The organism is Streptomyces sp. NPDC093801 (assembly GCF_040701585.1).
GTDB lineage: Bacteria > Actinomycetota > Actinomycetes > Streptomycetales > Streptomycetaceae > Streptomyces.
Window position 1 is genome coordinate 50,915 of record NZ_JBFBDP010000025.1, and the last position, 25,671, is coordinate 76,585.

Sequence of the window (25,671 nt, forward strand, 5' to 3'; positions counted from 1 at the left end):
AGAGCACAGCAGCAGGAAGCCGGGGGAGGTCGGCGCCGTATGCACGTCTCGCATCTCTCGTTGGCCGACTTCCGCTCGTACGCCCGGGCCGAGGTCCCCCTCGCCCCGGGCGTCACGGCTTTCGTGGGCCCCAACGGCCAGGGGAAGACGAACCTCGTCGAGGCCGTCGGCTACCTGGCCACCCTGGGCAGCCACCGGGTGTCCTCCGACGCCCCCCTCGTGCGGATGGGCGCCGACCGCGCCGTCGTCCGCGCCGCCGTGACCCAGGGCGAGCGCCAGCAGCTGGTCGAGCTGGAGCTCAACCCCGGGCGCGCCAACCGGGCCCGGATCAACCGGTCCTCGCAGGTCAGGCCCCGGGACGTGCTGGGCATCGTACGGACCGTGCTGTTCGCCCCCGAGGACCTGGCCCTGGTCAAGGGCGACCCGGGCGAGCGGCGCCGGTTCCTGGACGAGCTGGTCACCGCCCGCTCCCCGCGCATGGCGGCCGTCCGCTCCGACTACGAGCGGGTGCTCAAGCAGCGCAACACCCTGCTGAAGTCGGCGGCGATGGCCCGTCGGCACGGCGGCCGCTCGATGGACCTGTCCACCCTCGACGTGTGGGACCAGCACCTCGCCCGCGCGGGCGCCGAGCTGCTCGCCCACCGGCTCGACCTGATCGCGACCCTGCTGCCGCTGGCCGACAAGGCCTACGAGCAGCTCGCGCCCGGCGGCGGCCCGCTCGGGCTCGCCTACAAGGCCTCCGTCGGCGAGGGCGTCGACAGCGGAGGGGCCCGGACCCGCGAGGCGCTCTACGAGGTGCTCCTGGCGGGGCTGTCCGAGGTGCGCAAACAGGAGATCGAGCGCGGCGTGACCCTCGTCGGGCCGCACCGCGACGACGTGCTCCTGCACCTCGGCGACCTCCCGGCCAAGGGGTACGCCAGCCACGGCGAGTCCTGGTCGTACGCGCTGGCGCTGCGGCTGGCCTCGTACGAGCTGCTGCGCTCGGAGGGCAACGAGCCGGTGCTGATCCTGGACGACGTCTTCGCGGAGCTGGACGCCCGCCGCCGCGAGCGGCTCGCGGAACTGGTGGCCCCGGGCGAGCAGGTCCTGGTGACGGCGGCGGTGGACGACGACGTGCCGGGCGTGCTGACGGGGACGCGGTTCGCGGTGTCCGGCGGTGAGGTGACCCGGCTGTGAACGGCGGCCCCGACACGAACGTCCCCCGCGGCGACGCCGCCGGCGCCGATCCGGAGCGGCGCCGGGCCCCCGAGCCCTCCGGCGTGGACCTGGCCCGCCAGGCCCTGGCCGCCGCGCGCGAGCAGGCCCGGGCGCGGGGCAACGCGGCCACCGGCAGGAAGAACCGGCAGCAGCCCGGGCTGCGCTCCGGCGCCCGCGCCGACGGCCGGGACCCGATGCCGCTGATGGCGGCGCTGGACCGGCTGCGCACCGAGCGCGGCTGGGAGATGCCGATCGCGGTCGCCGGGGTGATGGAGCGCTGGGCGGACATCGTCGGCCCGGAGATCGCCGCGCACTGCGAACCGGAACGCTACGAGGACCGCGAGCTCCTGGTCCGCTGCGACTCCTCGGCCTGGGCCGCCCAGCTGAAGCTGCTGGCCCCGCAGCTGGTCGCCCGGCTCAACGCGGAGCTCGGCCAGGGGACCGTCCGGATGATCAAGGTCCAGGGGCCCGGCGCCCGCCCGAAGCGCTACGGGCCGCTGCGCGCACCGGGCAGTTCCGGCCCCGGCGATACCTACGGGTAGCCCTCCGCGGAGCCCCCCGCCCCGCCCCTCGGACGCCGACGGGACGGGGCGCCGAATGCGGCGTCCCTCACGGTAGCCGCGGGTTGACAGGCCGAAGCGCTGGACGCCCGCGTGAGCCTCTTTGAGCCCCTCCCCGGATATGGGGAGTCGGAGAGAGGAGGTTCAGGGCGGCACATGCGGACTCAGGCACCGGCAAACCCCCACTCATGTCAGTGGTACCGGTAGACTGGAGACAATCCCGCCCGATTGGCGGGCAGAGACCGACAACGCAGACAACGCAGATCGACGCGGCCGCTCCCGCCGGTGCACATGCTGGTCCGGAGTACGGGCTGCGCTGTGCCAGAAAGGGCGCTTCGTGGCCGATTCCGGCGACTCCAACGAGAAGAATTACGACGCCAGTGCGATCCAGGTCCTCGAGGGCCTGGACGCGGTCCGCAAGCGGCCGGGTATGTACATCGGCTCGACGGGTGAGCGTGGTCTGCACCACCTCGTCTACGAGGTGGTCGACAACTCGGTCGACGAGGCGCTGGCCGGGCACGCGGACACCATCGACGTGACGATCCTCGCCGACGGCGGGGTGCGCGTGATCGACAACGGCCGAGGCATCCCGGTCGGCATCGTGCCGTCCGAGGGGAAGCCGGCCGTCGAGGTCGTCCTGACGGTCCTGCACGCGGGCGGCAAGTTCGGCGGCGGCGGCTACGCCGTCTCCGGCGGTCTGCACGGCGTCGGCGTGTCCGTCGTGAACGCCCTGTCCACGAAGGTCGCGGTCGAGGTCAAGACGGACGGCCACCGCTGGACCCAGGACTACAAGCTGGGCGTGCCGACGGCCCCGCTGGCCAAGAACGAGGAGACCGACGAGCACGGCACGTCGGTGACGTTCTGGGCCGACGGGGACATCTTCGAGACCACCGAGTACTCCTTCGAGACGCTGTCGCGGCGCTTCCAGGAGATGGCCTTCCTCAACAAGGGCCTGACCCTGACGCTGACCGACGAGCGCGAGTCGGCGAAGGCCACGGCGGGCGCGGACGACCCGGACGCGGACACGGCCGAGCCGCAGGCGCGCACGGTGAAGTACTACTACGAGGGCGGCATCGTCGACTTCGTGAAGTACCTCAACTCGCGCAAGGGCGAGCTGATCCACCCCACCGTCATCGACGTCGAGGCCGAGGACAAGGAGCGCATGCTCTCGGTCGAGATCGCCATGCAGTGGAACTCGCAGTACACCGAGGGCGTCTACTCCTTCGCGAACACGATCCACACGCACGAGGGCGGCACCCACGAGGAGGGCTTCCGCGCGGCGCTGACGGGTCTGGTGAACCGTTACGCGCGCGACAAGAAGCTGCTCCGCGAGAAGGACGACAACCTCGCCGGCGAGGACATCCGCGAGGGTCTGACGGCGATCATCTCGGTCAAGCTGGGCGAGCCCCAGTTCGAGGGCCAGACGAAGACCAAGCTGGGCAACACCGAGGCCAAGACCTTCGTGCAGAAGGTCGTCCACGAGCACCTCAGCGACTGGTTCGACCGCAACCCGGTCGAGGCCGCGGACATCGTCCGCAAGGCCATCCAGGCGGCCACGGCCCGCGTCGCGGCCCGCAAGGCCCGCGACCTGACCCGCCGCAAGGGCCTCCTGGAGAGCGCCTCGCTGCCGGGCAAGCTGTCGGACTGCCAGTCGAACGACCCGACCAAGTGCGAGATCTTCATCGTCGAGGGTGACTCCGCCGGCGGCTCCGCGAAGTCCGGCCGCAACCCGATGTACCAGGCCATCCTGCCCATCCGCGGCAAGATCCTGAACGTCGAGAAGGCCCGTATCGACAAGATCCTCCAGAACACCGAGGTCCAGGCGCTGATCAGCGCCTTCGGCACCGGTGTGCACGAGGACTTCGACATCGAGAAGCTCCGCTATCACAAGATCATCCTGATGGCGGACGCCGACGTCGACGGCCAGCACATCAACACCCTGCTGCTGACCTTCCTGTTCCGCTTCATGCGTCCGCTGGTCGAGGCCGGGCACGTCTACCTGTCCCGCCCGCCGCTCTACAAGATCAAGTGGGGTCGCGACGACTTCGAGTACGCGTACTCGGACCGCGAGCGCGACGCCCTGGTCGAGCTCGGCAAGCAGAACGGCAAGCGGATCAAGGAAGACTCGATCCAGCGCTTCAAGGGTCTGGGCGAGATGAACGCCGAGGAGCTGCGCGTCACCACCATGGACGTGGACCACCGCGTGCTCGGCCAGGTCACGCTGGACGACGCGGCGCAGGCCGACGACCTGTTCTCGGTGCTGATGGGTGAGGACGTCGAGGCGCGGCGCTCCTTCATCCAGCGCAACGCCAAGGACGTCCGCTTCCTCGACATCTGAGTCGGCCTCCGCTGACCGCCTGAAAGGACTTCTGACCAGCAATGGCCGACGAAACCACCCCCACCGCAGAGAATCCCGCGGAGGAGCAGCCCGTGCTGCGCATCGAGCCCGTCGGGCTCGAGACGGAGATGCAGCGCTCCTACCTCGACTACGCGATGTCCGTCATCGTCTCGCGCGCGCTGCCCGACGTACGGGACGGCCTCAAGCCCGTCCACCGGCGCGTGCTGTACGCGATGTACGACGGCGGCTACCGGCCCGAGAAGGGCTTCTACAAGTGCGCCCGCGTCGTCGGCGACGTCATGGGCACCTACCACCCGCACGGCGACAGCTCCATCTACGACGCCCTGGTCCGCCTGGCCCAGCCGTGGTCGATGCGCATGCCGCTGGTGGACTCCAACGGCAACTTCGGCTCCCCGGGCAACGACCCGGCGGCCGCCATGCGCTACACCGAGTGCAAGCTCATGCCGCTGGCCATGGAGATGCTCCGGGACATCGACGAGGAGACCGTCGACTTCCAGGACAACTACGACGGCCGCAACCAGGAGCCGACCGTCCTGCCGGCGCGGTTCCCGAACCTGCTCGTCAACGGCTCCGCCGGCATCGCCGTCGGCATGGCCACCAACATCCCGCCGCACAACCTGCGCGAGGTCGCGGCCGGCGCCCAGTGGGCGCTGGAGCACCCGGACGCCTCGCACGAGGAGCTCCAGGACGCGCTCATCGAGCGCATCAAGGGCCCGGACTTCCCGACCGGCGCCCTGGTCGTGGGCCGCAAGGGCATCGAGGAGGCGTACCGGACCGGCCGCGGCTCCATCACGATGCGCGCCGTGGTCGAGGTCGAGGAGATCCAGAACCGCCAGTGCCTGGTGGTCACGGAGCTCCCGTACCAGACCAACCCGGACAACCTGGCGCAGAAGATTGCCGACCTGGTCAAGGACGGCAAGATCGGCGGCATCGCCGACGTCCGCGACGAGACCTCGTCCCGGACCGGCCAGCGCCTGGTGATCGTGCTCAAGCGCGACGCCGTCGCCAAGGTCGTGCTGAACAACCTGTACAAGCACACCGACCTGCAGACGAACTTCGGCGCGAACATGCTGGCGCTGGTGGACGGGGTGCCGCGCACCCTGTCGATCGACGCGTTCATCCGCCACTGGGTGCAGCACCAGATCGAGGTCATCGTCCGCCGTACGCGCTTCCGCCTGCGCAAGGCGGAGGAGCGGGCGCACATCCTGCGCGGCCTGCTCAAGGCGCTGGACGCCATCGACGAGGTCATCGCCCTCATCCGGCGCAGCAACACCGTCGAGATCGCGCGCGAGGGCCTGATGGGCCTGCTGGAGATCGACGAGATCCAGGCCAACGCGATCCTGGAGATGCAGCTGCGGCGCCTGGCGGCCCTGGAGCGGCAGAAGATCGTCGCCGAGCACGACGAGCTCCAGGCGAAGATCAACGAGTACAACGCGATCCTGGCCTCGCCGGAGAAGCAGCGCTCGATCGTCAGCGAGGAACTGGCCGCGATCGTCGAGAAGTACGGCGACGACCGGCGCTCCAAGCTGGTGCCCTTCGACGGGGACATGTCCATCGAGGACCTGATCGCCGAAGAGGACATCGTCGTCACCATCACGCACGGCGGCTACGTCAAGCGCACCAAGACCGAGGACTACCGCTCGCAGAAGCGCGGCGGCAAGGGCGTGCGCGGCACGAAGCTGAAGCAGGACGACCTGGTCGACCACTTCTTCGTGTCCACCACGCACCACTGGCTGCTGTTCTTCACCAACAAGGGCCGCGTCTACCGCTCCAAGGCGTACGAGCTCCCGGACGCCGGCCGCGACGCCCGCGGGCAGCACGTGGCGAACCTGCTGGCCTTCCAGCCGGACGAGAAGATCGCCCAGATCCTCGCGATCCGCGACTACGAGGCGGCGCCCTACCTGATCCTGGCCACCAAGGCCGGCCTGGTGAAGAAGACGGCGCTGAAGGACTACGACTCGCCGCGTTCGGGCGGCGTCATCGCCATCAACCTCCGGGAGACCGAGGACGGCGGCGACGACGAGCTGATCGGCGCCGAGCTGGTGTCCGCCGAGGACGACCTGCTGCTCATCAGCAAGAAGGCGCAGTCGATCCGCTTCACGGCGACGGACGAGGCGCTGCGCCCGATGGGGCGCGCCACCTCGGGCGTGAAGGGCATGAGCTTCCGCGAGGGTGACGAACTGCTGTCCATGAGCGTGGTGCGGCCGGGCACGTTCGTGTTCACCGCGACCGACGGCGGCTACGCCAAGCGGACCGCGGTGGACGAGTACCGCGTCCAGGGCCGTGGCGGTCTGGGCATCAAGGCCGCCAAGATCGTGGAGGACCGCGGGTCGCTCGTCGGCGCGCTGGTGGTGGACGAATCGGACGAGATCCTCGCCATCACGCTCAGCGGCGGTGTGATCCGCACGCGAGTCAACGAAGTCCGGGAGACGGGCCGTGACACCATGGGCGTCCAGCTGATCAACCTGGGCAAGCGGGATGCCGTGGTGGGTATCGCCCGCAACGCCGAGGCCGGTCAGGAAGCTGACGAGGTCGACGAGATCGAGACAGGGATCGAGGCCGCGGCAGCCGAGGGAACGGCCGTCGAGGCCGCCGGGGGCGAAGGGTCCTCGGATCGGGAGCACGAGGAGTAAGTCGTGAGTGGAGCCACGGGCGCCGGACCGGCCAAGACTGGAGCGAACGGTGCCCGTGGCCCCGCCGCGGAATCCCAGGGCGGGGACACCCCCGCCGAAGGCAGGGGGGGAACCGTGACGGACACCCGGGGACCGCAGGCGAAGCCGCAGTCCCAGTCCAAGCAGAAGCAGAAGTCCGGCGCGGCCAAGGAAGCGGCCGAGCAGCCCTACCACCCCCCGCAGGCCTACGCGGCCCCCGAGGGGCCGGGCAGCCAGCGGGCACCCCGTCCGGGGACCCGTACGACGCCCAGGACGCGCAAGGCGCGGCTGCGGGTGGCCAAGGCCGACCCGTGGTCGGTGATGAAGGTCAGCTTCCTGCTGTCCATCGCACTCGGCGTCTGCACGATCGTGGCGTCCGCGGTGCTGTGGATGGTCATGGACGCCATGGGCATCTTCTCGACCGTCGGCGGCACGATCAGCGAGGCGACCGGTTCGAACGAGGGCAACGGGTTCGACCTCCAGTCGTTCCTGTCGCTGCCGCGCGTGCTGATCTTCACCTCGGTCATCGCGGTGATCGACGTCGTGCTGATGACCGCCCTGGCGACGCTGGGCGCGTTCATCTACAACCTGTCCGCGGGCTTCGTGGGCGGCGTGGAGCTCACGCTGGCCGAGGACGAATGACCCGCTGACTGACCTGCGGGAAAGCCTCGCGGGAGCGGATTTGGGTTCCACTGCGTCTGTGCGCTAATCTTCAGGAGTCAGCGCGCAGGCGCGGAGGGGCTATAGCTCAGTTGGTTAGAGCGCATCCCTGATAAGGATGAGGCCACAGGTTCAAATCCTGTTAGCCCCACAGAGTCGAAGACCCCCAGTCCCCAGGACTGGGGGTCTTCGCCGTTGGGCCGTCCAGGGCCCCCTAGATAACCGATCGGTATCGGTCGGTGTGTATTGTTGGCGCCCAGAAGTCCCCAACGTCAACGAAAGACGAGGTCGCGCGGTGAAGAAGCTGCTCCTGGTCGCACTGGCCGCCATCGGCGGGCTCCTCGTGTACCGCCAGATCCAGGCGGACCGCGCCGAGCAGGACCTGTGGACGGAGGCAACCGACTCCGTGCCTTCCGGTTCCGGCGTGTGAGCCCCACGTTTGATCTCATGAAGCCCCGACTGCCGCTGCAGCCGGGGCTTCGTGCTGTTCCGGCGGCTTTGGCGCCGGGGGCCCTGGGGGCCCTGAGGCGGCTGGAGCCGGTGTGCTGGGCGGCCGGGAGCGCGCGGGCGGCTCAGGGGCCGCTGCCGGAGTAACGGGCCGCCGACGGGCGCGGCGGGTCGAGGGGGAGCCGCTGACGGCGGACGCGCCGCTGCTGGAGGCCGGCGCGGTGTACGAGGACGGCACCGCCCCCGGCGGGAGGCGGCGGAGCCGGGGCGCCAGGTGGAAGCCGGTCGTGTCCGGCGGGGCGTCGGTGGCGGCGGACCCGCGCGGATCGTGGGAGCCGGTGTCCGGAGGCGGCCCGCGGGGACCGGTGGGGTCATGTGCTGCGGGCAGGAGGGGGGTTGGGGGCCCTGCCGGGTGAAACCGGCTCGGAGGGGGGCCCGTTGGCCGAAGACCTCGACCGGTTCCTCGTCCTCGACCGGTTCCTCGTCCTCGGCCGGTTCCTCGTCCTCGGCCGGGGCGGGGAGCGACCGGGCGGCCCCGGCAAGGGCCTTGCGTGCCCCTGTGGCGCTGCGGACCCGGTTCTGGGGCTCCGGGTGCAGGAGGTGCGCGATGGGGTCCCACAGCGGCGCCGGGACCCCTTCAGGGGCGTCGCGGAGGCCGTGGGCGGAGAAGTGTTCGACCAGTGCCCGGGAATCGGGCGTGCGGCCCGTCGGCACGTACAGGGCGACCAGCCCGACGGCGTAGAGGTCGGAGGGGAAGTCCGGCTCCGCTCCCCGCAGTTGTTCCGGGGCGAAGCGGCCCGGAGTGCCGACGGCCAGGTCCGTCCCGGTCGGCCGCGGCTCGCCCTTGCGCAGGGAGATCCGGAAGCCGGACAGCCGCAGGTGCGGCCGCCCCTTCCCGGTGGCCTCCGGCAGGGTGCCGGCCGGCTTGACGTCGCGGTGGACGGCGCCCTCCGCGTGCACCGCCGCCGGCCCCGACAGGAGCCGGCCGGGCAGGACGCACGCGAAGCGGGGCGGCAGCGGCCCGTGGTCCGCGACCACCTGCGCCGGGGTGCCGCCGCCGACCAGGTCCACGGTGAGCAGGACCTCGTCGTCGCCGGCCGCCCAGCCGGAGGGGGCGAGCACCTGCGGGTGGTCGATGCACAGGGCCTGCTCGCGCACGAACCTCAGGAGCGTGTGGGCATCGCCGTCCCGTCCCCCGTCCGCCCCCGGTGCGTCAGTTCTGGTGGGCCTCGTAGTGGGCCACCGCTTCGGCCGTGCGCCCGGCGCCGTACACCCGCAGGAACTCCGCCAGTTCGGGGTGGCTCGGGGCGAGGGCGTTGGCCGCGTCGATGATGTCGCCCGCCGCCGAGACCGACCGCAGCAGCGACTGGATCTCCCGGACCACCCGCTTGACGGTGGGAGCGCCGGAACTCGTGGTGGTCTGACCGCTGTTGCTGAGGACGGACCCTCCCTGGGTGTTCTTGATCTCGTCCATCCGGTCGGTGGCCTCGCCGGCGCTGACGCTGCCGTCCGCCACCTGCCCGGCGAGGTCCTGGAGGGCCTGGACCCGCTGGACGACGGCCGGGTTGCCGATCTTGGCGCGCTGTCCGCTCATCAGCTGGGACAGCATGGGCGCCGACAGTCCGAGGACAGCAGCGAGGCGAGCCTGGTTCAGGCCGAGGTCATCTATGAGCCGTCGGAACAGGGCGCCCAGCGGCTCCCCGTACCAACTGCGCTGAAGCTCCCGGGCTCTGGCGGTTGCCTCTTGCTGTACTGCGTCCACTCTTCCTACTCCCCTTCGCTGGTGCGAACCTCGCGAGCATCTTACGGAGCGTGGTCGCGGGGCGGGAGTCCCTATCATTTTGCGGGATGAGGGGGTGCACCGGGTACTCTGTCCTGCGGAACGGACACTCCCTCCCGGGGGAGGAGCCGCGTCCGGACGCACGGGGCCTTAGCTCAGTTGGTAGAGCGCTGCTTTTGCAAGGCAGATGTCAGGAGTTCGAATCTCCTAGGCTCCACTTCAAAAGACCCCCTGACCTGCGGAAACGCCGGTCAGGGGGTCTTCTGTCATTCCTCTTTCCCGATCGCCTCCCCGGAAGTCCGGGCAGGGACACGGTGAGTGACAGCCGGACGGCGCGGGGGCGGCCGGCCGGCGGGGTCCCCCGGACGGCCCGGCCACAGGGCCCCGGCGCTCCCCGTGGCCGACAGTGGGTGGAGGCAGGCACGCAGGGGGCACACCCACACCACGCCGGAGGCACACGCAGATGGGGCTCTTCGATTTCCTGAAGCACGACAAGAAGAAGCAGGCGGAGCAGAAGGAGCAGCAGGCCGCCGCGCGCGGCGCGGGCGCCGCCCCGCCGACGCCGTCCGACATGGGGTCGAAGTACGCCGACGCGTCCGGGGCCGGCAAGGCGGCGGCCGAGCGGGCGGCCGGCGCGCCGAAGGCCGCGATGCCGCGGACCGCGGCGGGGCAGGCCCGGCCCCATCCGGCGCCGGCCGAGCCCAGCGACCTGTCGGCCGCGCACAAGGCCGTGCCCGTGCCGCCGAAGCCGCCGGCCGCCGCCAAGAAGCGCACGTACACCGTCAAGGCGGGGGACTCGCTCGCCGCGATCGCCCGCCGGGAGCTCGGCAACGAGGCGCGCTGGCGCGAGCTGTACGCCATGAACCGGGGCGTGATCGGTGCCAACCCCGACCTCATCCAGCCGGGACAGGTGCTGACCCTGCCCGGCTGAGCGGGCGTTGCGCACGGCGGCGGGGGCCCGGATCCTGGTGGATCCGGGCCCCCGCCGCCGTACGGGCTCCGCTCAGGGCGCCCCGTTCTCCTTCTCCTTGGCGGCCTGCGCCTCGTCGAAGGCCGCGGCGTCCTGTGCCGACGGCTCGGTGGCGGCCGGGGGCTCCACGAGCCAGTCCGGGTTGGACTGCTGGTCCCACCAGCGCCAGGCCGCGTAGGCCGCGCCGGCGAGCACGGCGGCCACCGCGATCCCCTTGAACAGCCGCCCGCACTTCGCCCGCCGCTCGTGGCGCCGTACCAGCCGGCGCACCTCCTCGGCCGTGACCTGCCCGCGCAGCGCGGCCAGTGCCGCCATCGAGCGGTTCGAGGCCTCCTCGGCCACCGGCCGGCCCGCGGCGATGGCGCCCTCCAGGCGCGGAGCCGTGTAGTCGACGGCGTGCCGGCACGCCTGCCGCGTCTGGTGGACGGCCTTCGTGGCGGCCCGGTCCACGTGCGGCGGGAGGTGCGTGCGTGCCGCGGTCATCCGTGGGTACAGATGGGTGTCGTAGGCGGCGCGGGCCTGTTGGGACGCCTGGTTGGCGGCGTGGGAGACCATGGGGGCCAGCCGTGCGTTCGCCTCTTGGGCGTAGTGGACGGCCGCGTCCCGGGCGGTGCCCGCATAGGGTGCCACCGCCTCCGCCGCGTGCCTCACGGCGTCCCTGGCGTTCTCGGCGGCCAGGCTCACGCTGTCCTTGCGGGTCACGGGATCCTCCTCCTCGGTGGCGGACACAGTTCACCTTTCCACCCTTTGTCGGATCATGCCTGCCATAGCCTCGCGCGGCATGCGTGACAGGGCATCCGGGTGGGGGAATTTCCTCCGGGTACTCCCCTCCGTGGGAGGATCGGGACCGACAGTGATGACTATGGAAGGCAGACCCGTGGCCGAGAAGCTCTACGCCACCCTGAAGACCAACCACGGCGACATCGAGATCGAGCTGCTGGAGAACTTCGCGCCGAAGACCGTCCGGAACTTCGTGGAGCTCGCCACGGGCGCCCGCGAGTGGACCCGCCCCACGGACGGCCAGAAGACCACGTCCCCGCTCTACGACGGCACCGTCTTCCACCGCGTCATCAGCGGCTTCATGATCCAGGGCGGCGACCCGCTGGGCAACGGCACCGGCGGCCCCGGCTACCGGTTCGCCGACGAGTTCCACCCCGACCTGGCCTTCACCAGGCCCTACCTCCTCGCCATGGCCAACGCGGGCCCGGGCACCAACGGCTCGCAGTTCTTCATCACGGTGGCGCCGACCGCCTGGCTGACCCGCAAGCACACCATCTTCGGCGAGGTCACCGACAAGGACAGCCAGAAGGTCGTGGACGCCATCGCGTCCGGCCCGACCAACCCGCGCACCGAGCGGCCGCTGGACGACGTGATCATCCAGTCCGTGTCCGTCGAGCGCCGCGAGGGCAAGCACTGACGGCTCCGCCGTCCGCCAGTTCCCGGGGCGTCCCGGGAACCAACGGGACCCGCCCGTCCGTACTGCATGTGTACGGATCCGCGGGGACGCGCACGGCCCGCCCCGCCGCCGACCGAGGGGACCGATGGACACCGACCGTCTGCCGGGCTGCTACCGCCACCCGGACCGCGACACCGGAATCAGCTGCACCCGCTGCGACCGGCCCATCTGCCCGGAGTGCATGATCAGCGCCTCGGTCGGCTACCAGTGCCCCGAGTGCGTCCGGGGCGGTTCCGGCACCGGGCACGCCCCGGCGGCCAACGCCCCGCGCACGGTCGCGGGCGGGCTGGTCGCCGCCGACCCCCAGCTGATCACCAAGATCCTCATCGGGATCAACGCGGCGGTGTTCCTCGCCGTGTACGCCGTACCGGGCCTGGCCGTCCAGCTGGAGCTGCTGGGCCGGTACGTGGAGTACTACGGGGCGCCCGTCGAGGGCGTTTCGACCGGGCAGTACCACCGGCTGCTGACCTCGATGTTCCTGCATGTCGAGTGGTGGCACATCTTCGGCAACATGGTCGCCCTGTGGGTGATCGGAGGCCCGCTGGAGGCGGCCCTGGGCCGCTCCCGCTACCTGGCCCTCTACCTGCTGTCGGGCCTGGGCGGCAGCGCCCTGGTCTACCTGCTGACCGCGCCCAACACCCCGACGCTCGGCGCGTCGGGCGCCATCTGCGGGCTGCTGGGCGCCACCGTCGTCCTCGCCCGCCGGCTGCGGTACGAGATGCGGCCGGTGCTGGTCACCCTCGGGCTGATGCTGCTGGTGACCTTCGTGCCCCTGGGGGGCGGCTGGTCGGTGTCCTGGCAGGCGCACATCGGCGGCCTGGTGACGGGCGCGCTGGTCGCGCTGGGCATGCTCGCCCCCGCCACGGGCAGGAGGCGCACACTGGTGCAGGGAGGCACCTGCGTGGCGGTCCTCCTGCTGACAGCGACCCTGATCATGGTGCGCACGGCCGCGCTCACCTGATCACACCGGCGTCAACTCTCCACAGAGTTATCCACAGATCTTCTGTCTTTTCCTCAGGTGTGGATGACGCTGTGGATAACTCCTGGGGAGAGGTTGCGCCGCTCGGCTATCCGTGTACTACTTCCACTGGGTGGAGACGCCGAATCCGGCAGCGATGAATCCGAAACCGACCACGATGTTCCAGTTGCCCAGAGCCTCGATCGGCAGCTGGGTGTCGGTCACGTAGAAGACGACGATCCATGCGAGACCGATCAGGAAGAAGGCCAGCATGACCGGGGCGACCCAGCCGCGGCTCCCCAGCCTGATCTGCTGCGCCTGCTTCGCCGGCGGCGGCGTGTAGTCGTCCTTCTTGCGGATACGTGACTTCGGCACGAGGGGCTCTCCTGTCGATGCGCTGGGGGACCTTGCCTGCCCCGGGCGTCCGTTAGCGTAGTGGACCTGTGGCGTTGAAGGAGAAGGGTACGTTGACCAATTCCGACGACTCCTCCGCGGGTCCCCGCCGCCGGGCCAGGGCGATGGGGCTGCTGACGGCCGCCGTGTTCGCCCTGGCGGGCCTCATCTTCGTCACCAGCTTCAACACGTCCAAGGGTACGAACATCCGCACGGACGCCTCCCTGCTCAAGCTCTCCGACCTGATCCACGAGCGCAGCGCCAACAACGCCGAGCTGGAGAAGACCGCCGCCGCCGTCCGCACCCAGGTCGACGCCCTCGCCGACCGCGACAACGGCAGCACCAAGGCCGAGGACGCCAAGCTCGCCGCCCTGCGCAAGGCCTCCGGCACCGAGGAGCTGACCGGCAAGGGCCTCAGCGTCACCCTCAACGACGCCCCGCCCAACGCCACCGCCCGCGTCCCGGGCGTGCCCGAACCCCAGCCCAACGACCTCGTGATCCACCAGCAGGACCTGCAGGCCGTGGTGAACGCGCTGTGGCAGGGCGGCGCCGAGGGCATCGAGGTCATGGGCCAGCGGCTGATCGCCACCAGCGCCGTGCGCTGCGTCGGCAACACCCTGATCCTCCAGGGCCGGGTGTACTCGCCCCCGTACAAGGTGTCGGCGGTCGGTGACCCGGGCGCGCTGCGCAAGGCCCTCAACGCCTCCCCCGCCATCCAGAACTACCAGCTGTACGTCAACGCCTACGGGCTCGGCTGGAAAGTGGACGAGGACAAGAGGCTGACACTTCCCGGCTACTCCGGCACAGTGGACCTCCACTATGCGAAGCCGCTGGAGTCCGCCTCGCCCTGATGCCGTACTGCGCCTCGCCGTACGGACGTTGAGCGAGCTGTGCCTGACGGCCGGGACGCTGGTCGTGCTCTTCGTCGCGTACGTGCTGCTGTGGACCGGGGTCACGGCGGACCGGGCCATGGAGGGGGAGCGGGCCCGGCTGCGCGACCGCTGGGCGGCGGCGGCCCCCGCACCCGCGCCCGGGCCCGCCTCCCCCGGCCCGCCGGCGCCCTCGGCCCCGTCCGCCCCGCCGCAGCCCTACCCCGCCGGACGGGCCTTCGCCGAGATGTACGTCCCCCGCTTCGGCGCCGACTGGAGCAAGCCGGTCCTGGAGGGCACGGACACCGACCTGCTCAAGAAGGGCCTCGGCCACTACACCGGCACCGCCCGCCCGGGCGGGGAGGGCAACTTCGCCGTCGCCGGCCACCGGCGCACCTACGGCGACCCCTTCAAGGACCTGGACGAGCTGCGCCCCGGCGACACGGTGATCGTCCGCGACGCCGTGAACCGCTACACCTACACCGTCCGCGCCGAGCCGCTGCGCACCCTGCCCACCGAGACCGGAGTGGTCGAGCCCGTCCCGCGCCGCTCGCCCTTCGCCACCCCCGGCAGGTACCTGACCCTCACCACCTGCGACCCCGAATGGGGCCACAGCCACCGCCTGATCGTCTGGGCGGAGCTCACCGGAACCCGTCCCGCCGATCCCGGGGGATTGCCCGGGTGACCCCCGCCGCGGGGGCCCCGGCCCGTAGTCTGGTGCGGTACCGCCCCCGCGGTGCGTGAGTGAATCGTGGACGACGAAGGAAACAGACGGAATGTACGGCTGGATCTGGCGGCATCTGCCGGGCAACGCGTGGGTGCGGGCGCTGATCTCTCTCGTACTGGTCCTCGCGGTGGTGTTCGTACTGTTCCAGTACGTCTTCCCGTGGGCCGAGCCGCTCCTTCCCTTCAACGACGTGACGGTGGACGAGGGATCGGGAGCGACTCCGTGAGCGCGCGCATTCTGGTTGTCGACAACTACGACAGCTTTGTCTTCAATCTGGTCCAGTACCTCTATCAGCTCGGCGCCGAATGCGAGGTGCTGCGCAACGACCAGGTCGAGCTCGCCCACGCCCAGGACGGCTTCGACGGCGTCCTCCTCTCCCCCGGTCCGGGCACGCCCGAGGAGGCCGGCGTCTGCGTCGACATGGTCCGGCACTGCGCCGCCACCGGCGTCCCCGTCTTCGGCGTCTGCCTCGGCATGCAGTCCATGGCCGTCGCCTACGGCGGGGTCGTGGACCGCGCCCCCGAGCTGCTGCACGGAAAGACCTCCCCCGTGGTCCACGAGGGCCTGGGCGTCTTCTCCGGACTCCCCTCGCCCTTCACGGCGACCCGCTACCACTCCCTCGCCGCGGAGCCGCAGACCCTGCCCGACGTGCTGGAGGTCACCGCCCGCACCGAGGAGGGGATCATCATGGGCCTGCGGCACCGGGAGCACGACGTCGAGGGCGTCCAGTTCCACCCCGAGTCGGTACTGACCGAGTGGGGCCACCGGATGCTCGCCAACTGGCTCGTGCGCTGCGGTGACGCCGGCGCCCTCGCACGGTCGGAAGGCCTGGCCCCGGTGGTGGGCAAGGCCGTCGCGTGACGACGGTCGCGCCGTCCGCGCCCAGCGAGGGCCGGGCCGCGCGGCGCAGGGCAGCGCAGGAGGCCGCCAAGCGCTCCCACGCGCGGGCCCGCAGACGGAGCGGGCGGGGCCGCAGGCGCGCCCGCCCGCGTTCCGGGGGGCCCGTGGTGGTGCTCAGCCGGGCCGTCGGCGAGCTGTTCATCACCGTCGGCGTGGTGATGCTGCTGTTCGTCGCCTACCAGCTCTGGTACACGAACCTGCTGGCGGAGCGGGCGGCGAACGGGGCCGCCGGCTCGCTGCGGCAGAACTGGGAGAACCCCCCGGCGGCCGCCGCGCCGCCCGTGGCGGCCTTCGAACCCGGGCAGGGCTTCGCGATCCTCCACATCCCCAAACTGGACCTGAAGGTGCCGGTGGCCGAGGGCATCAGCAAGGCGAAGGTGCTGGACAAGGGGATGGTCGGCCACTACGGCGAGGGCGCGCTGAAGACCGCCATGCCGGCCGACAAGCAGGGCAACTTCGCGGTCGCCGGACACCGCAACACCCACGGCGAACCGTTCCGGTACATCAACCAGCTGGTGCCGGGGGACCCGATCGTGGTCGAGACCCGGGACGCCTACTACACGTATCAGATGACCTCGGTCCTGCCGCAGACCTCACCGGCGAACGTGTCCGTCATCAAGCCGGTGCCGGAGGGTTCCGGATTCACCGGCCCCGGCCGGTACATCACGCTGACGACCTGCACCCCGGAGTTCACCAGCACCTACCGGATGATCGTATGGGGCAGGATGGTCGACGAACGCCCGCGCAGCCAGGGTGCTCCGCCCGCGCTGAACAGCCGCTGAACAGCCCGTAAGGACGAATCCGCAGTGTCTCGTGCCCGCCGCCGCTCCTCACCGCCGCCCGCCGACCGCAGTGTGATCGCCGGGGCCCTGAGCCTGCTGGGGGAGCTCCTGATCACGGTGGGGCTGGTCCTGGGCCTGTTCGTGGCGTACTCGCTGTGGTGGACCAACGTGCTCGCCGACCGGCAGGCCTCGGCCAGGGGCGACCAGATCCGCCGGCAGTGGCAGCAGGGGCCCGGCCCCGCCGCCGGCTCGCCCGCGCAGCCGGGGGCCCTCGACACCCAGGGCGGGATCGGCTTCCTGCACGTGCCGTCGATGAAGAACGGCGAGGTGCTGGTCAAGACCGGCACCTCGCCGGAGGTCCTCAACGACGGCGTGGCCGGCTACTACACGGACCCGGTGAAGGCGGCGCTGCCCTGGGAGGACAAGGGCAACTTCGCGCTGGCCGCGCACCGCGACGGGCACGGGGCGAAGTTCCACAACATCGACAAGGTGAAGAAGGGCGACGCGGTCGTCTTCGAGACCAAGGACACCTGGTACGTGTACAAGGTCTTCGCCGAGCTCGCCCAGACCTCGAAGTACAACACGGACGTGATCAACCCGGTCCCGAAGGAGTCGGGCAAGACCGCCCCCGGCCGCTACATCACGCTGACGACCTGCACCCCGGTCTACACCTCGAAGTACCGCTACATCGTCTGGGGCGAGCTGGTGCGCACGGAGAAGGTGGACGCCGACCGCACCCCGCCGGCCGAGCTGCGCTGAGCCTGCTCGTACCGACGTTTCACGTGAAACAGGCCCGGACCCCCGAGAGGGTCCGGGCCTGTTTCACGTGAAACGAAGCGACGCGGCTACCGGCGGCCTGGCCGGCGACTACCGGCGGCCGCCGGTCAGGCCGCCGAAGAAGCCTCCGCCGCCCTGCTGGCCGCCGTCCTGCGGCTGGCTCGGGTTCGCCATGGTCCGGACGTTGACGACCGTGCCGCCCGGGACCGGGGTACCGGCGGCCGGGTCGGAGGCCACCACGATGGCGTTGTCGTCGGTCGGACCGCCCAGGACCGCCCCGAAGTTCAGGTTGGCCTGCTTGAGGGCGTTCTTGGCCTGGGCCACGGTCTGCCCGGTCAGCACCGGCACGGCGGACGGCTGCGAGGACGCCTTGGTGATGCTGACGTTGACCGGGGTGTCCTTGGGAAGCTGCTGGCCGGGAGCGTACTGCTGCGCCACGATCGTCTTCGGCGCGGCTCCGGGCTGGTCGACCTCGGTGGTGCTGCCGAGCTTGAGCTTGGCGTCCTGGAGTGCCTTGACGGCCGCCTCCTTGGTCAGACCGGTGAGGTCCGGGACGACGCCCTTCGCGACCTCCTTGGCGACCTGGAGGGTCACCACGGAGCCCTGCTCGGCCTGGGTGCCCGCCTTGGGGTTCTGGTCCAGCACGGTGCCGGGGTTGGCGCCGTCGGACTCGACGAGCTTCTTCTCGACCTGGAACTTCTTGTCCTTCAGCAGGGACTCGGCGTCCTCGAACTTCAGCCGGGCGACGTCGGGGACGGCAGCCTTGGGCGCTCCCGAGGAGACCTTGACCTTGACCGACGTGCCCTTGTCGACCTTGGTGCCCTCGGCCGGGTTCTGCGAGCAGACGTTGCCCTTGGGCTGGTCCGCACAGGGCTCCTCGGCCTCCTTCTCCACCGTGAGACCCATGTTCTTGGCGCTGCCCTGCGCCGACTCGAAGGTCTGGCCGACGAGCTTGGGGACGGCGGGGCGGTTGTCCGCGGTGTTGAAGAGGGATCTGCCGATCAGGATCGCGCCGACCAGGACGAGCACCCCGGCGATGGCGAGCAGGACCGTCGAGGCGCGGCTCTTCTTCTGCTGGCGCCGGCCGTGGCCCTGGTCGTAGCCGCCGTGCCCCTGGTCCTGGTACCCGTATCCGCCGTCGCCCCCGGGGGGCATCGGCGGCATCATCGAGGTCTGGCCCGAGTCCGGGGAGCGCAGGGCGGTGGTGGGCTGGTCGTAGCCCTGGTGCCCGTAGCCGCCCTGGTCGGGGTAGCCGTAGCCGGCGCCGCCCATGGTGGCGGTCGCGGCGACGGGCTGGCCCTCCAGGCAGGCCTCGATGTCCGCGCGCATCTCGTCGGCGGACTGGTAGCGGTAGTCGGGGTCCTTGACCAGCGCCTTGAGGACGATGGCGTCCATCACGGGCGTGATCTCGGGGTCGAAGTTCGACGGCGGCTGGGGCTCTTCCCGTACGTGCTGGTAGGCGACGGCCACGGGGGAGTCGCCGACGAACGGGGGCCGCACGCAGAGCAGCTCGTAGAGCAGGCAGCCCGCGGAGTACAGGTCGGAGCGCGCGTCGACCTGCTCGCCCTTGGCCTGCTCCGGGGAGAGGTACTGGGCGGTGCCGATCACGGCGGCCGTCTGCGTCATGGTCATCCCGGAGTCGCCCATGGCCCGGGCGATGCCGAAGTCCATGACCTTGACCTGGCCGGTCCGGGTGAGCATGACGTTCGCGGGCTTGATGTCGCGGTGCACGATGCCGGCGCGGTGCGAGTACTCCAGCGCCTGGAGGATGCCGATGCACATCTCCAGGGTCCGCTCGGGCAGCAGCTTGCGGCCGGAGTGCAGCAGCTCGCGCAGGGTGGAGCCGTCGACGTACTCCATCACGATGTACGGGATGGAGATGTTGTCGACGTAGTCCTCGCCGGTGTCGTAGACCGCGACGATGGCCGGGTGGTTGAGCGACGCGGCCGACTGGGCCTCGCGGCGGAACCGGGCCTGGAAGGACGGATCACGGGCGAGGTCGGCGCGCAGGGTCTTGACGGCGACGGTACGGCCGAGCCGGGTGTCGTGCCCGAGGTAGACCTCGGCCATGCCACCGCGGCCGAGCACGTGGCTCAGCTCGTACCGGCCGCCGAGGCGACGCGGCTCTTCCATAACGTTCCAGCCCTCTCCGTCAGTCCCGACCGCACCCGTGTGTGGTCCGGCGGTGTGCTGTTCGCGGCAAGGCTACCGGCCGATCGTCGGTGATCGGTTCGTGACCACAGGCTGATATCGGACCGGTACCGAGCGCTCGGATCCCGTCTGCGGGACTCATCCCTTGTTCTTCAGGACGGCTTCCATGACGGCCTTGGCGACCGGAGCGGCCAGGCCGCCGCCGGTGATGTCCTCGCGGTCCGCCGCGCTGTCCTCGATGACGACGGCGACGGCCACGGGGGAGGTTCCGTCCGGCAGCTCCGCGTAGGAGATGAACCAGGCGTAGGGGCGCTTGGCGTTCTTCTCGCCGTGCTGGGCGGTACCCGTCTTGCCGCCGACCTTCACGTTCTTGATCTTGGCCGAGGTGCCCGTGCCGTTCTCGACGACGTTCACCATCATCTGCTGGACCTTCTGCGCGTTGGCCGCGCTGAGGGGCCGGCTCATCTCCTGCGGCTCGTGCTTCTCGATCGTGTCGAGGTTCGGCGCGGTGAGCTGCTCGACCATGTACGGCTTCATCAGCTTGCCGTCGTTGGCGATCGCCGCGGTGACCATGGCCATCTGGAGCGGGGTGGCCGCCGTGTTGAACTGGCCGATCGAACTCAGCGCGTTGCCGTCCTTGCCCATCGTCTTGTCGTAGACGCTGGCGAAGGCGCGGACCGGGGTGTCGACGGTGCTGTTGAAGCCGAACTTCTGCGCCGTCTCGACCATGCCGTCACGGCCGACCTTGTCACCGACGTTCGCGAAGACCGAGTTGCAGGAGACCTTGAGCGCGTCGTTGAGGCTCGCCTTCTCGCAGCCGGAGGCGTGGTTGACCATCGGGGTCTTCGTGCCGGGCAGGATGTAGGGCTCGGGGGTGTCGGTCGGGGCGTTGATGTCGCTGATCACCCCGTGCTCCAGCGCGGCCGCGGCGGTGACCACCTTGAAGGTGGAGCCCGGCGGGTAGGTCTCGCGCAGGGCGCGGTTGACCAGGTTCTTGTCGGCGCTGTTGTTCAGGTCGCGCCAGGCCTTCTCGTCGTTCTTGGAGTTGCCCGCGAAGGTCGACGGGTCGTACGACGGGGTGCTGGCCAGGGCCAGGATGGCGCCGGTGCGCGGGTCGATCGCGGCGACCGCGCCCGTCTTGGTGCCGAGGGCCGTGAAGGCGGCCTTCTGGGCGTTGGCGTTCAGGGTGGTGATGACGTTGCCGCCCTGCTTCTTCTCACCGGTGAACATGCCGATCGTCCGGTCGAAGAACAGCCGGTCGTCGTTGCCGGTGAGGATGCCGTCGTCGATCTTCTCCAGCTGGGTGGAGCCGAAGGCCTGCGAGGCGTAGCCGGTGACCGGCGCCCACAGCGGGCCGTCGAGGTAGGTCCGCTTGAACTTGAAGTCGCTGCCGTCGGTGACCGCGGACCCGGTGATGGGCTGGCCGCCGACGATGATGTTGCCGCGCTCGGTGGCGTACTGGGCGATCTGGACCCGTCGGTTCTCCTTGCGGGTGCTGAGGTCCTCGGCCTGCACGTACTGCAGCCAGTTGGTCCGGATCAGCAGGGCGAGGACGAGGAGCCCGCAGAACAGCGAGATGCGGCGCAGGGGCTTGTTCATGACGGGCGGACCACCTGGGTCATCTCGGAGTCGGGGGACGGGGCGGGGGCCGGGGCGGGGCGGCGTGCGGTGTCGCTGATCCGGATGAGGATGGCGATGAGCATCCAGTTCGCCAGGACGGAGGAACCGCCGTTGGCGAGGAAGGGCATGGTCATGCCGGTGAGGGGGATGAGGCCCATGACCCCGCCGGCGACGACGAAGATCTGGAGGGCGAAGGCGCCGGAGAGCCCGATGGCGAAGAGCTTGCCGAAGGGGTCGCGGGCGGCGAGGGCGGTGCGCACGCCCCGCTCGATGATCAGGCCGTAGAGCAGGAGGAAGGCCATGACGCCGGTCAGGCCGAGCTCCTCGCCGACGGTCGAGAAGATGAAGTCGGAGTTGGCGGCGAAGCCGATGAGGTCCGAGTTGCCCTGGCCCCATCCGGTGCCGAGGACGCCGCCGGAGCCGAAGCTCATGATCGACTGGCCGACCTGCTCGCAGGCGCCGGAGGTGGTGTAGCAGGCGAAGGGGTCGAGCCAGGCGGTGACGCGGACCTTGACGTGGCTGGCGGTCATGCCGACGACCGTGGCGCCGCCGACCGACATGAGCAGGCCGATGACGATCCAGCTGGTCCGCTCGGTGGCCACGTACAGCATGATCACGAACATGCCGAAGAACAGCAGCGAGGTGCCGAGGTCGTTCTCGAAGACGAGGACGAGCAGGCTCATCGCCCAGATCATCAGGATCGGGCCGAGGTCGCGGCCGCGCGGCAGGTAGAGGCCCATGAAGCGGCGGCTGGCCAGGGCCAGGGCGTCGCGCTTCACCATCAGGTAGCCGGCGAAGAAGATCGCGATGACGATCTTGGCGAACTCGCCGGGCTGGATGGAGAACCCGCCGACGCTGATCCAGATCTTCGCGCCGAAGACGTCCGCGCCCAGACCCGGGACGACGGGCAGGATCAGCAGGACGAGGGCGCCGGCCATCGAGATGTACGTGAACCGCTGGAGCACACGGTGGTCCTTGAGGACCAGCAGCACGACGGAGAACAGGGCGATGGCGAGCGCCGTGTACATCATCTGCCGCGGCGCGGACTCCGAGAAGCCGCCGAAGCTGCGCTTGGCGAGGGCCCGCAGCCGCTCGGACTGGTCGAGCCGCCAGATCAGGACGACGCCGAGCCCGTTGAGCAGCGTCGCGATCGGCAGCAGCAGCGGGTCGGCGTACTTGGCGTAGCGGCGTACGACGAAGTGCGCGATGCCGGAGAGCACGGCGAAGCCGAGCCCGTAGACCAGCATGCCCGGGGGCAGCTCGCCGTGGATCGACAGGCCCACGTTGGCGTAGGCGAAGATCGGGATGACCACGGCGAAGGCGAGCAGCAGGAGCTCGGTGTTCCGCCGGCTCGGTGCCTCGATGGCGCCGATGGTGGTCGTGTTGGTGACAACGCTCATGGTGTGGCGGGCCCCCTGTGCCCGCGTATCTCTACTGCTTCTCGCACTGGCCGACGACAGCCTGCTCCGCGGGAGTCAGGCTGGGTCCGGGCGTCTGGCTGCCCTGCGCTTCGGCGGCGCGGCGGGCCTCTTCCTGCTTGCAGGCGGAGACCTGGGTGCCGAGCTCGTCGATCTTCTTGCGCGCCCCGTCGAGGCTCTCTTCGCTGATGTTGGCCTCGACCTGCTTCCGCTTGAAGGACGGCAGGTACTTCAGTTCGATCTCGGGATGATCCGTCTCGACCTGAGAGAGGTGGATCCAGGCCAGGTTCTGGCTGATGCCGCGGTACAGCGCGACGTGGTCACCCTTGACGCCCACGTAGTACTGGGTCTGCGTCCAGCGGTGCGCGGCGTACAGGCCCCCGCCGACGACGCCGGCGACGAGGAGCAGGATCAGGGTGCGGGTGGTCCACTTGCGCCCTTTGCTGCGCCGCTTGCGCGGGTGGTCGTACGAGTCGTCGTACTGGCCGTCGGCGTCGTACGCCTCGGGTTCGCCGAAGGTCCCGTACGGGGCGCCGCCGCCCTGGCTCTGGTCGGGGTATCCGTAGCCGGCGGCTTCACCGCTGCCCGGGGGGCCGAAGGCGCCCGGGGGCGGCGGGGTCTGGCGGCCGAGGCCCGAGGCCCGGCCGGCCGGGGTCTGCATGGCGTTGCCGTCGAAGAGCTGGTGCGGGTTCTCGGCGACCGCGCCGACGACCACCGGGGTGTCGTTCGGCTGGGCGGCCATGGTGTCGCCGCTGTCGGTGTCGAGGACGTCCGCGACGATGCAGGTGATGTTGTCCGGACCGCCGCCGCGCAGGGCGAGCTGGATCAGGGACTGCACCGTCTCGTGCGGGCCGTGGTAGTCGGCGAGGGTCTCCTCCAGGGTCTGGTGGGAGACCACGCCGGACAGGCCGTCGGAGCAGATCAGGTAGCGGTCGCCGGCCCGGACCTCGCGGATGGAGAGGTCGGGCTCCACGACGTCGCCGCTGCCGAGCGCCCGCATCAGGAGGGAGCGCTGCGGGTGGGTGGTGGCCTCTTCCTCGGTGATCCGGCCCTCGTCGACGAGCCGCTGGACCCAGGTGTGGTCCTGGGTGATCTGGGTGAGGACGCCGTCGCGGAGCAGGTAGGCGCGGGAGTCGCCGACGTGGACGAGGCCGAGCCGCTGACCGGTCCACAGCAGGGCGGTGAGCGTGGTGCCCATGCCCTCCAGCTGGCCGTCCTCCTCGACCATGACGCGCAGCTGGTCGTTGGCCCGCTGCACGGCGATGCCGAGGGCCGTGAGGATGTCGGAGCCCGGGATGTCGTCGTCGAGCTGGACGAGCGAGGAGATGACCTCGGAGCTGGCGACCTCGCCGGCGGCCTGGCCGCCCATGCCGTCGGCGACGGCGAGGAGCCGGGGACCGGCGTAGCCGGAGTCCTCGTTGCCCTCGCGGATCATCCCCTTGTGCGATCCGGCGGCGAAACGCAGGGACAGACTCATGCGCACCTGCCCTGTCGACGACGCTTCGGGGTACAACCGGTCTCGAGCCACACTGCCCACCCTCCGGTCGGGAGCGCGCTCGGGCCCGTGTCCCCGGTGGGACGGACCGCTGCGGCTCGCTCGCTCCGCTCGCTCATTCTCGTACTACTTCCGCAGCTCGATGACGGTCTTGCCGATGCGGATCGGGGCGCCCGGCGGAATGGGCGTCGGGGTGGTGAGTCGGGTCCGGTCGAGATACGTGCCGTTGGTGGACCCGAGATCCTCGACGATCCACTGGCCGTCACGGTCGGGGTAGATCCTGGCATGGCGGCTGGAGGCGTAGTCGTCGTCCAGCACGATCGTGGAGTCGTGGGCGCGGCCCAGCGTGATCGTCTGGCCGGCGAGGGTCACGGTGGTGCCCGTGAGGGTCCCCTCGGAGACGACGAGCTTGGTCGGCGCGCCCCGGCGCTGGCGCTGCTGCGGCGGGGCGGCCTGCCGCCCGGTCTGCTGCGGCGCTGCGGCCGCGCCGCCGCCGCGGCGCGAGCCGCGCTGCGTGACGCGCGTACCGAACAGGTCGCTGCGGATGACCTGAACGGCCACGATGACGAACAGCCACAGAACGGCCAGGAAACCCAACCGCATGACCGTCAGGGTCAGCTCTGACATTGCCCCCGCTTCACCCTTCGGCTTGCCGGTAAATGATGGTGGTGCTGCCCACGACGATCCGCGAGCCGTCGCGGAGCGTAGCGCGGGTGGTGTGCTGTCCGTCCACCACGATGCCGTTGGTGGACCCGAGATCCTGGATCGTCGGGGGTGTTCCGGTCCGGATCTCACAGTGCCGGCGGGACACGCCGGGGTCGTCGATCCGCACATCGGCCTCGGTGCTGCGGCCGAGTACGAGCGTGGGACGCGAGATCTGGTGGCGGGTGCCGTTGATCTCGATCCAGCGGCGCATGGTGCCCGGAGCGCCGGAAGTCGGGGGGGCGCCGCCGGGGCGGCCGCCGGGTGCGCCCGGGGGAGGACCCGCGGGCATGGGAGGGGCGGCGACCGGCGGGTAGCCGTAACCGCCCTGCTGGCCCTGGGGGGCCTGGGAGGGGTCCTGGGAGGTGCTGGAGGCCAGGGTGCGGCTGCGGACGCGGTAGAGGCCCGTGTCCAGGTCCTCGGCCTTCTCCAGGTGGACCTTGATGGGGCCCATGAAGCTGTAGCGCTGCTGCTTGGCGTAGTCGCGGACGAGGCCCGCGAGCTCGTCGCCGAGCTGGCCGGAGTAGGGGCTCAGGCGCTCGTAGTCGCCGGCGCTCAGCTCCACGATGAAGTCGTTGGGGACGACGGTCCGCTCGCGGTTCCAGATGGTGGCGTTGTTGTCGCACTCCCGCTGGAGGGCGCCGGCGATCTCCACCGGCTGGACCTCGGACTTGAACACCTTGGCGAAGGTGCCGTTCACCAGACCTTCGAGACGCTGCTCGAACCGCTTCAGGACTCCCATCGGGCACCTCCTCCGTCGCTGTCGCCCTGTACTGCTTACTGATCGTATCCACGCGTG

23 protein-coding genes, 2 tRNA genes and 2 pseudogenes are annotated in these 25,671 nt (G+C 70.6%); 17 read left to right on the plus strand and 10 right to left on the minus strand.

All coding sequences use genetic code 11. The features are described 5' to 3' along the window. Positions 1-39: 39 nt before the first annotated feature. From recF to AB0469_RS27450, 7 genes are all read left to right on the plus strand, one after another. Positions 40-1,176: a DNA replication/repair protein RecF gene (recF, locus tag AB0469_RS27420; protein ID WP_042815746.1), complete on the plus strand. Its 1,137-nt coding sequence runs from the start codon at positions 40-42 to the stop codon at positions 1,174-1,176. A gap of 83 nt (positions 1,177-1,259) precedes the next feature. Further along, entirely contained in the window at positions 1,260-1,739 is a 480-nt protein-coding gene (locus AB0469_RS27425; RefSeq protein WP_366454186.1) for a DciA family protein, read from the plus strand. A 334-nt stretch (positions 1,740-2,073) separates the two neighbouring features. After that, positions 2,074-4,095: a DNA topoisomerase (ATP-hydrolyzing) subunit B gene (gene gyrB / locus AB0469_RS27430; RefSeq protein WP_366454187.1), complete on the plus strand. Its 2,022-nt coding sequence runs from the start codon at positions 2,074-2,076 to the stop codon at positions 4,093-4,095. Between the two features lie 41 nt (positions 4,096-4,136). Beyond that, positions 4,137-6,749, plus strand: a complete 2,613-nt coding sequence (gene gyrA / locus AB0469_RS27435; RefSeq protein WP_366454116.1) for a DNA gyrase subunit A — start codon at positions 4,137-4,139, stop codon at positions 6,747-6,749. Positions 6,750-6,752: 3 nt separating this feature from the next. Next, positions 6,753-7,409 carry a DUF3566 domain-containing protein gene (locus tag AB0469_RS27440; protein WP_366454117.1) on the plus strand — a complete coding sequence of 219 codons (657 nt, stop codon included), beginning with the start codon at positions 6,753-6,755 and terminating at the stop codon, positions 7,407-7,409. A 95-nt stretch (positions 7,410-7,504) separates the two neighbouring features. Next, a tRNA-Ile gene (locus AB0469_RS27445) sits at positions 7,505-7,578 on the plus strand. A 144-nt stretch (positions 7,579-7,722) separates the two neighbouring features. Then, positions 7,723-7,857 (plus strand): DLW-39 family protein, encoded by a 135-nt coding sequence (locus tag AB0469_RS27450; RefSeq protein WP_208809277.1) that lies wholly within the window; start codon positions 7,723-7,725, stop codon positions 7,855-7,857. 410 nt (positions 7,858-8,267) lie between these two features. On the opposite strand, the pseudogene AB0469_RS27455 reads toward AB0469_RS27450, so the two are convergent. Together AB0469_RS27455 and AB0469_RS27460 are read right to left on the minus strand one after the other, a co-directional pair. After that, positions 8,268-9,056, minus strand: a pseudogene (locus AB0469_RS27455) (serine/threonine protein kinase); the annotation flags it as partial. Positions 9,057-9,087: 31 nt separating this feature from the next. Continuing rightward, positions 9,088-9,636 carry a transcriptional regulator gene (locus AB0469_RS27460; protein ID WP_042817888.1) on the minus strand — a complete coding sequence of 183 codons (549 nt, stop codon included), beginning with the start codon at positions 9,634-9,636 and terminating at the stop codon, positions 9,088-9,090. Between the two features lie 162 nt (positions 9,637-9,798). On the opposite strand from AB0469_RS27460, the gene AB0469_RS27465 reads away from it, so the two are divergent. Further along, positions 9,799-9,871: transfer RNA gene (locus AB0469_RS27465), tRNA-Ala, on the plus strand. 246 nt (positions 9,872-10,117) lie between these two features. Then, positions 10,118-10,585, plus strand: a complete 468-nt coding sequence (locus AB0469_RS27470; protein WP_366454118.1) for a LysM domain-containing protein — start codon at positions 10,118-10,120, stop codon at positions 10,583-10,585. Between the two features lie 72 nt (positions 10,586-10,657). On the opposite strand, the gene AB0469_RS27475 is transcribed toward AB0469_RS27470, so the two are convergent. Further along, positions 10,658-11,326, minus strand: a complete 669-nt coding sequence (locus AB0469_RS27475) for a DUF5324 family protein (protein ID WP_366454119.1) — start codon at positions 11,324-11,326, stop codon at positions 10,658-10,660. 175 nt (positions 11,327-11,501) lie between these two features. Between AB0469_RS27475 and AB0469_RS27480 the strand changes: the two genes are divergently transcribed. Together AB0469_RS27480 and AB0469_RS27485 are read left to right on the plus strand one after the other, a co-directional pair. Further along, positions 11,502-12,041 (plus strand): peptidylprolyl isomerase, encoded by a 540-nt coding sequence (locus AB0469_RS27480; RefSeq protein ID WP_366454188.1) that lies wholly within the window; start codon positions 11,502-11,504, stop codon positions 12,039-12,041. Between the two features lie 124 nt (positions 12,042-12,165). Further along, positions 12,166-13,041, plus strand: a complete 876-nt coding sequence (locus AB0469_RS27485) for a rhomboid family intramembrane serine protease (RefSeq protein WP_366454120.1) — start codon at positions 12,166-12,168, stop codon at positions 13,039-13,041. Positions 13,042-13,158: 117 nt separating this feature from the next. On the opposite strand, the gene crgA is transcribed toward AB0469_RS27485, so the two are convergent. Next, positions 13,159-13,413, minus strand: coding sequence for a cell division protein CrgA (gene crgA, locus AB0469_RS27490; protein WP_366454121.1), 255 nt, complete (start codon positions 13,411-13,413; stop codon positions 13,159-13,161). A 143-nt stretch (positions 13,414-13,556) separates the two neighbouring features. On the opposite strand from crgA, the gene AB0469_RS27495 reads away from it, so the two are divergent. The 6 genes and pseudogenes from AB0469_RS27495 to AB0469_RS27520 all read left to right on the plus strand — a co-directional run bounded on the left by AB0469_RS27495 (position 13,557) and on the right by AB0469_RS27520 (position 17,468). Further along, positions 13,557-14,282: a DUF881 domain-containing protein gene (locus AB0469_RS27495; RefSeq protein WP_366454189.1), complete on the plus strand. Its 726-nt coding sequence runs from the start codon at positions 13,557-13,559 to the stop codon at positions 14,280-14,282. Further along, positions 14,251-14,985, plus strand: a complete 735-nt coding sequence (locus tag AB0469_RS27500; protein WP_366454122.1) for a class E sortase — start codon at positions 14,251-14,253, stop codon at positions 14,983-14,985. Before AB0469_RS27495 ends, AB0469_RS27500 begins: the two co-directional genes overlap by 32 nt. A gap of 91 nt (positions 14,986-15,076) precedes the next feature. Then, the gene (locus tag AB0469_RS27505) at positions 15,077-15,253 is read left to right on the plus strand and encodes a hypothetical protein (RefSeq protein ID WP_030011120.1); all 177 of its coding nucleotides are present in this window, start codon (positions 15,077-15,079) and stop codon (positions 15,251-15,253) included. Then, positions 15,250-15,888: an aminodeoxychorismate/anthranilate synthase component II gene (locus AB0469_RS27510; protein WP_366454123.1), complete on the plus strand. Its 639-nt coding sequence runs from the start codon at positions 15,250-15,252 to the stop codon at positions 15,886-15,888. The genes AB0469_RS27505 and AB0469_RS27510 overlap by 4 nt, the downstream gene beginning before the upstream one ends. 140 nt (positions 15,889-16,028) lie before the next feature. Beyond that, positions 16,029-16,709 (plus strand): annotated as a pseudogene (locus tag AB0469_RS27515) (class E sortase); the annotation flags it as partial. A gap of 24 nt (positions 16,710-16,733) precedes the next feature. Next, positions 16,734-17,468: a class E sortase gene (locus AB0469_RS27520; protein WP_366454124.1), complete on the plus strand. Its 735-nt coding sequence runs from the start codon at positions 16,734-16,736 to the stop codon at positions 17,466-17,468. Between the two features lie 108 nt (positions 17,469-17,576). Here the strand turns inward: AB0469_RS27520 and pknB are convergent, their stop codons facing one another. The 6 genes from pknB to AB0469_RS27550 form a co-directional block, all read right to left on the minus strand. Beyond that, a complete protein-coding gene (pknB, locus tag AB0469_RS27525) occupies positions 17,577-19,619 on the minus strand; it encodes a Stk1 family PASTA domain-containing Ser/Thr kinase (protein WP_366454125.1) in 2,043 nt (680 codons plus the stop codon). A gap of 156 nt (positions 19,620-19,775) precedes the next feature. Continuing rightward, entirely contained in the window at positions 19,776-21,236 is a 1,461-nt protein-coding gene (locus AB0469_RS27530) for a penicillin-binding protein 2 (protein ID WP_366454126.1), read from the minus strand. After that, complete coding sequence (locus AB0469_RS27535; RefSeq protein WP_366454127.1) at positions 21,233-22,657, minus strand: FtsW/RodA/SpoVE family cell cycle protein; 1,425 nt, start codon at positions 22,655-22,657, stop codon at positions 21,233-21,235. The genes AB0469_RS27530 and AB0469_RS27535 overlap by 4 nt, the downstream gene beginning before the upstream one ends. A gap of 31 nt (positions 22,658-22,688) precedes the next feature. After that, positions 22,689-24,152, minus strand: a complete 1,464-nt coding sequence (locus AB0469_RS27540; RefSeq protein WP_366454128.1) for a PP2C family serine/threonine-protein phosphatase — start codon at positions 24,150-24,152, stop codon at positions 22,689-22,691. A gap of 144 nt (positions 24,153-24,296) precedes the next feature. Next, positions 24,297-24,797: an FHA domain-containing protein gene (locus AB0469_RS27545; protein ID WP_344160193.1), complete on the minus strand. Its 501-nt coding sequence runs from the start codon at positions 24,795-24,797 to the stop codon at positions 24,297-24,299. Between the two features lie 10 nt (positions 24,798-24,807). Next, positions 24,808-25,614 (minus strand): DUF3662 and FHA domain-containing protein, encoded by an 807-nt coding sequence (locus AB0469_RS27550; RefSeq protein ID WP_366454130.1) that lies wholly within the window; start codon positions 25,612-25,614, stop codon positions 24,808-24,810. Positions 25,615-25,671 lie beyond the last annotated feature (57 nt).